The sequence below is a fragment of the Paracoccus sp. (in: a-proteobacteria) genome (genome assembly GCF_035556475.1).
Taxonomy (GTDB): Bacteria; Pseudomonadota; Alphaproteobacteria; order Rhodobacterales; family Rhodobacteraceae; genus Paracoccus.
Genome location: NZ_DATMFA010000140.1, coordinates 47,200 through 53,199 on the forward strand (window position 1 = coordinate 47,200; position 6,000 = coordinate 53,199).

Annotated in this window: 5 protein-coding genes and 1 pseudogene; 4 read left to right on the forward strand and 2 right to left on the reverse strand. The window is 66.8% G+C overall.

Annotation, left to right across the window (positions count from 1 at the left end; all coding sequences use genetic code 11):
* Nucleotides 1–264 precede the first annotated feature (264 nt).
* The 4 genes from VNQ78_RS19810 to VNQ78_RS19825 all read left to right on the forward strand — a co-directional run bounded on the left by VNQ78_RS19810 (nucleotide 265) and on the right by VNQ78_RS19825 (nucleotide 4,268).
* Entirely contained in the window at nucleotides 265–1,836 is a 1,572-nt protein-coding gene (locus VNQ78_RS19810; RefSeq protein ID WP_325693186.1) for a GMC family oxidoreductase, read from the forward strand.
* Between the two features lie 138 nt (nucleotides 1,837–1,974).
* A complete protein-coding gene (gene panB, locus VNQ78_RS19815; protein WP_414694120.1) occupies nucleotides 1,975–2,757 on the forward strand; it encodes a 3-methyl-2-oxobutanoate hydroxymethyltransferase in 783 nt (260 codons plus the stop codon).
* Between the two features lie 3 nt (nucleotides 2,758–2,760).
* Nucleotides 2,761–3,621, forward strand: a complete 861-nt coding sequence (gene panC, locus VNQ78_RS19820) for a pantoate--beta-alanine ligase (RefSeq protein ID WP_325693191.1) — start codon at nucleotides 2,761–2,763, stop codon at nucleotides 3,619–3,621.
* Nucleotides 3,622–4,097: 476 nt separating this feature from the next.
* Entirely contained in the window at nucleotides 4,098–4,268 is a 171-nt protein-coding gene (locus tag VNQ78_RS19825; RefSeq protein ID WP_325693194.1) for a hypothetical protein, read from the forward strand.
* Between the two features lie 2 nt (nucleotides 4,269–4,270).
* Here the strand turns inward: VNQ78_RS19825 and VNQ78_RS19830 are convergent, their stop codons facing one another.
* Together VNQ78_RS19830 and VNQ78_RS19835 are read right to left on the reverse strand one after the other, a co-directional pair.
* Entirely contained in the window at nucleotides 4,271–5,722 is a 1,452-nt protein-coding gene (locus tag VNQ78_RS19830) for an aldehyde dehydrogenase (RefSeq protein ID WP_325693198.1), read from the reverse strand.
* Nucleotides 5,709–6,000, reverse strand: a pseudogene (locus VNQ78_RS19835) (ABC transporter ATP-binding protein); the annotation flags it as partial. The pseudogene VNQ78_RS19835 and the gene VNQ78_RS19830, both read right to left, overlap by 14 nt.

Consider the following 6,000-nt stretch of genomic DNA (forward strand, 5'->3'; position numbering starts at 1 on the left):
CAGGTCAGAAAAAGCGCATCATCTGGCAGTCATATGAGGTTCGGTCGGATTTATGCGATTGAAGGCCAACAGATTCTTGGGCTTCAGCGAGGGATGCGCGCGGAGGCGCCGCCGCATTCTGGGTGGCTGTCCCTTTTTCTCGCTGATGGCCCCGCCGCAGGCAACGGATTGGCCCTTGATGGCTGCGCGCGACGTCAGAACATCGACAGGATCATCCTCTCTCGCTGATGCGATGGGGCCATTCGCCGGCTTCCGGTCGGCGCCATGACCGCCGATCTGGCCGCGCGGCATTGGGATGCCATTATCATCGGGACCGGCATCGGCGGGGGGACTATCGGCAGGCGGCTGGCGGAAAAGGGCATGTCGGTCCTCTTTCTGGAAAAGGGCGCCGCTGGCCCGCGCGAGGCGGTGGATGGCCTGGCCCCGGACGAGGTGACGGACCCCGCCGCGCGCATCCAGCGTGGCTCCTGGCCCGATCCCGTGCGGGTGCGGATCGGCGGGAATGAGCGCAGCTTCTACGCCCCCCTCGGCGCCGGAGTGGGCGGGTCTTCCGTCTTCTACGCCGCCACGCTCGAACGTCCCGAGGCGCATGATCTGGACGACAGCTCTGCCCGGCCCCACCCGACGGCGGGCTGGCCCGTCAGCTTTTCGCAGATGCTTCCCTATTTCGATCAGGCGCAGGCGATCTATTCGGTCAGGGGCCAGCCCGACCCGCTCTCGCCCCATCCCTCGCCCCAGCTTGGACCGGGCAGCGCGATGTGTGATGGCGACGCGCGGATCATGGCGCAGATGCGCAGGCTGGGGCTGCATCCCTATCAGCTGCACAGCGCGCTGCGGCAGATACAGGGCTGCGAATCCTGCCTGGGGCGCAAATGTCCGATGAACTGCAAGATGGATGGCAGGTCGGCGGGGGTCGAGCCTGCCTTGGCCACCGGGCGCGCCGCGCTGCTTGACCGCTGCGAGGTGATGCGCCTCGAGGGCGAGAGAGAGCGCGTGACCCACGTGTTTGCCCGCCGCGATGGCGCGATGCTGAACTTCACCGCCGACCACGTCATCCTTGCGGCCGGCGCGCTTTCCTCGCCAAGGCTCCTGCTGGACTCCCGCGCGCCCTATTGGCCGGAGGGCTGCGGCAATGCCCGGGATCAGGTCGGACGCCATCTGATGTTCCACCTGAACGAGATCTTCGCCCTCTGGCCGCGCCGGGGCGAGGCTTTCGCAGAGGCAGCGAAATCCGTGGGATTCCGCGATCTCTACTATGCCGAAGGGCAAAGGTTCGGGATGGTTCAGGCCATGGGCCTCAATGTCGGTCAGGGCGAGATCCTGCACCACCTGCGCCGCAAGATCGCGGCCTCGGCCCTGCGCCGCGTGCCCGGAACGCGCGAGCTGGCGCGGGTTCCCGCCACGATCGCGGCCCGGATGCTGGGGCAGGCCAAGGTCTTTGTCGGGCTGCTCGAAGATCTGCCCTATGCCGAAAACCGCGTGCTGCCGGATCGGGACAAGCCGGGCGGCATCCTGATCGACTATCGCTTCGCCCCCGAACTGTTGGAGCGACGCGCCCGGTTCCGCCAATTGATCAAGTCTGCCCTGAAGGGCCAGCGGACCATGTTCCTGACGCAGGAGCCTGAACCGAATTTCGGCCATGCCTGCGGCAGCCTGCGCATGGGTCACGATCCCGCCCGCAGCGTGGTCGATGCCACCTGCCGCGTTCACGGGATGACCAACCTCTGGGTGGCCGACGCCTCGCTCTTGCCGACCTCCATGGGCGTCAACCCGAGCCTGACCATTGCGGCGAACGCGCTCAGGATCGCGGATCTGCTGACAATGGGGATCGCCTGAGCGACTGTCCCCCATAGGCCGCGCCGCTATTGCCCGGATGCCATCAACGCGTTACTCGGTGCGGGACGGGCCGAGCTGCCCGATGTGACAGGAGCAGACGTGAGCGCCACATCCCGGAAGAGCCGAAAACTGACCCCGATGGACATTCAGGGCCGCAAGTCGGGCGACAAGATCGTCTGCCTGACCGCCTATACGACGCCGATGGCGCGTCTGGTCGACGAGGCCTGCGACCTGGTTCTTGTCGGCGACAGTGTCGGGATGGTGCTGCACGGCCTTCCCTCGACCGTCGGCGTGACGATGGAGATGATGATCCTGCACGGGCAGGCGGTGGCGCGCGGGCTGGACCATGCCTGCATGGTCGTCGACATGCCCTTCGGCTCCTGCGAGGAAAGCCCGGAAATGGCGTTTCGCAATGCCGCGCGGCTGATGACCGAGACCGGCGCACAGGCGGTGAAGCTGGAAGGCGGACGCCACATGGCCGACACCGTGCGCTTTCTGGTCGACCGGGGGATCCCGGTCGTGGGCCATGTCGGCCTGACCCCGCAAGCCGTCAACGCGCTTGGCGGCTACAAGGTCCAGGGTCGCGGCGCCGATGGCGACCGGGTCGCCGCGGATGCAGCCGCCCTTGCCGATGCCGGGGCTTTCGCGGTTGTGCTTGAGAAACTGCCCGCCGAACTCGGCGCCCGGATCACCGCCGAAATTCCGGTCCCGACCATCGGCATCGGCGCGGGGCCGGATTGTGACGGTCAGGTGCTGGTCGTCGATGACATGCTGGGCCTCTTCTCGGACTTCCAGCCAAAATTCGTCCGCCGCTATGCCGAGCTGGGACAGGACGTGGCCCGCGCCGTCGCGGCCTATGCGGCCGATGTCCGGCAGGGCGTGTTCCCCGGCCCCGAGCACAGCTTTGGCACTGGGGCCTGACGCATGAGCGCGACCATCATCCGCCGGCTGGACGAGCTGCGCGCAAGGCTGCGGGACTGGAAGGCGCGGGGCGAGGTCGTGGGCGTCGTCCCGACCATGGGCGCGCTGCATGAGGGTCACCTGAACCTCGTGCGGGCCGCAAAGGCCAGTTGCGACCGCGTCATCGTCACACTGTTCATCAATCCGCGCCAGTTCAACTCGCCCGAGGATTTCGCGAAATATCCGCGCACCGAACTCAGGGATGCGGAACTCCTCGGCCCTTTCGGGATCGACGCGCTCTTCGTCCCCGATGGCGACGAAGTCTATCCCCCGGGCCATGCGACGGCGATTTCCGTTGCGGGCGTCAGCGAGCCGCTGGAGGGGGCGCACAGGCCCGGCCATTTCGACGGCGTGGCGACGGTCGTGACCATCCTCTTCAACATGACCGAGGCCGACCGCGCCTTTTTCGGCGAAAAGGACTGGCAGCAATTGCAGGTGGTGCGCCGGCTGGTCGCCGACCTGCGGCTGCCGGTCGAGATCGTTCCCTGCCCCACCATCCGGGCCGAGGACGGGCTGGCCTTGTCCTCGCGCAACCAGCGCCTCAGCCCCGAAGGCCGCAGTCAGGCGACCGCGATCCCCGACACGCTGGAGGCCGCGGCGCGGGCGATTTCTCAGGGCCGACCGCTGGAGCACGTCCTGGACCGGGCCCGTGCCGATCTTGCGGCAAGGGGGATCGGGCCGGTCGAGTATCTGGAGCTTTGCGACGCCGAAACGCTCGGCGCCCCCCGGTCCGGCCATGCCATGCGCCTCCTGGTCGCCGCCTGGCTCGACGGGGTCAGGCTGATCGACAATGTCGCGGTAAATCCACCCGGTCCCGCCGCCTGAGTTTTAATCTTGCGCACGAGATGTGCTAAGGCGAATCTTCGACAAGGAAATCCGGCATAAGGATTCCTTATGTTGTTCCTGTTGCGATTATCGCCCTGATCTCGGTCGGCGCGGGTCCGGCTTTTGTCGGTCCCTGCGGCCTAAATATTCAGCGATGCTGATGTCCGATTGGTTCTAACGATTTGCGGAGAAGATCCGTGGCCTGCCAGAGTTCCCTGATCCCTCTGAACCTATAACCAGCTTCGCGCCGAAGAGCTGGCGCAATTCCTGATGATGGGGGGAATTCCACCTCCGGTTTTCTCTATGCCTTTGCCTTTGGTTGCATTTTCGTCGCGATCTTTGCTTCACAAAGCTTTCCCAGCCAATCCGACGCTTCGATCGTCGCGGTCTGCTCTGGCAGGTGGCCACGGTGGCCCAAGCATCGGGATCGTCTCAGCCGACGAAGCTACAGTCCGGGAAAAGCCGCGGACGAGGCTTTGTCGCGACAGAAAGTGCATGACCTCATGATCGCCGCCAGCTTTCCGGGGCGGGAGATGTCCCCCGCCCTCGCCTATCTCTTCCCCCTCAATGCCGTCGAGACCGAGACGATTTTCGGCCTCCGCCGCCGGCTGAAGGCCGAGGGAATCGAGGCGGTTGAACCCGGCTGATCTCAGATCGGGTAATGCAGCGGTCCGTCCTGTTGGGTGATCCAGCGCAATTCGGTGAACTCGGCGATCCCCGCCGCGCCGCCGAACCGGCCATAGCCCGAGGATTTGACCCCGCCGAAGGGCATCTGCGCCTCGTCATGCACGGTCGGTCCGTTGACATGGCAGATGCCGCTCTCGATCCGGGCGGCGACGGCCATGGCGCGGGCCTGATCGCGGCCAAAGACCGCGGCGGCCAGCCCCATCTCATTGTCATTGGCGATCGAGACGGCCTCGTCCACGCTGGCCGCGCGGATGATCGAGGCGACCGGCCCGAAGCTTTCCTCGGAATAGAGCCGCATCGAGGGGGTGACGTGGTCAAGCGCGATCGCGTCGATCAGCGTGCCGGACCCGCCGCCGCCTGCGACCAGCCTTGCCCCCTTGCCCGTCGCGTCCTGCACCAGCTCGCGGATGCGGTTCGCGGCCTCAAGGCTGACCATCGAGCCGAGGGGCGTGTTCCCCTCGCGCGGGTCGCCGGCCTTGAGGGTCGCGACCTTCCGCGCGAAGGCCTCGACAAAGCGGTCGCCAATCTCGCCCACGGTGATGATCCGCTCGGTCGACATGCAGATCTGGCCTTGGTTCATATAGGCGCCGAAGGCCGCCGCGGCGACGGCGGCGTCTATATCGGCATCTTCGAGGACGATGAAGGGCGCCTTGCCGCCCAGTTCCAGCAGCGCCGGCTTGATGTGTTTCGCCGCAGCCTCGGCGATGATCCGCCCCACGCGGGTCGAGCCGGTGAAGTTCACCCGCCGCACCGCGGGATGGGCGATCAGCGCATCCACGATCGCCGGCGCGTCATTCGGCGCGTTCGAGACCACGTTCAGCACTCCGCGCGGGAACCCGGCCGAGGCGATGGCCTCGACGATCAACCCATGCGTGCGCGGGCAAAGCTCGGAGGTTTTCATCACCACGGTATTTCCGCAGGCGAGCGGCGTCGCCAGCGCCCGCACGCCAAGGATCACCGGCGCGTTCCAGGGCGCCATGGCAAAGACGACGCCGACCGGCACCCGCAGCGCCATCGCAGTCGTGCCGGGGCGGTTCGAGGGGATCACCTCGCCCTTGATCTGGGTCGTCATCGCACCGGCCTCGACCAGCATCTCGGAGGCGAGCTTGACGTTGAAACGCGCCCAGGCCTCGGTCGCGCCGATCTCCTCCTTCATCGCCGCGACGATCTCGTCCCCGCGCGCGAGCAGCGCCATCGCCGCTGCCATCAGCAGCCTGCGCCGCTCGCCCGCCGAGCTTTGCGACCACTCGGCAAAGGCGCGCGCGGCGGCATCGGCCGCGCGCTCGGCATCCGCAACCGTGGCCGCCGCCGCCGAGGTCGCGACCTCGCCGGTGATCGGGTTCATCCGCTCGAACCGCTTCCCGTCCGAGGCGGGGCCTTCGCTGCCGTCGATATAAAGCTCAGCGTGATGCATGATATGTCCTTTCATTCGGTTCGGTGCCGGTCCGGCCCAGAAAGATCTGGGCCAGATGCGGGTCAGCCGCAATATCGGCGCTGCTCCCCTCGCCCATGATCCGGCCGCTGGTCATCAGATATGCGCGATCGGCGAGGCCAAGGCTCAGCCGCACGTTCTGCTCGACCAGCAGGACGGCGAGGCCGCGCGCCTTGACCTGCGCCAGTGCGGCGAAAAGCTCCTCGGTCACGATGGGCGCAAGCCCGAGGCTCGGCTCGTCCAGCATCAGCAGTTTCGGC

Excerpts from the sequence above, each read along its gene's own strand:
- VNQ78_RS19810 (WP_325693186.1), top strand. The coding sequence starts at position 265 with ATGACCGCCGATCTGGCCGCGCGGCATTGGGATGCCATTATCATCGGG.
- panB (WP_414694120.1), top strand. The coding sequence starts at position 1,975 with ATGGACATTCAGGGCCGCAAGTCGGGCGACAAGATCGTCTGCCTGACC.
- panC (WP_325693191.1), top strand. The coding sequence starts at position 2,761 with ATGAGCGCGACCATCATCCGCCGGCTGGACGAGCTGCGCGCAAGGCTG.
- VNQ78_RS19830 (WP_325693198.1), bottom strand. The coding sequence starts at position 5,722 with ATGCATCACGCTGAGCTTTATATCGACGGCAGCGAAGGCCCCGCCTCG.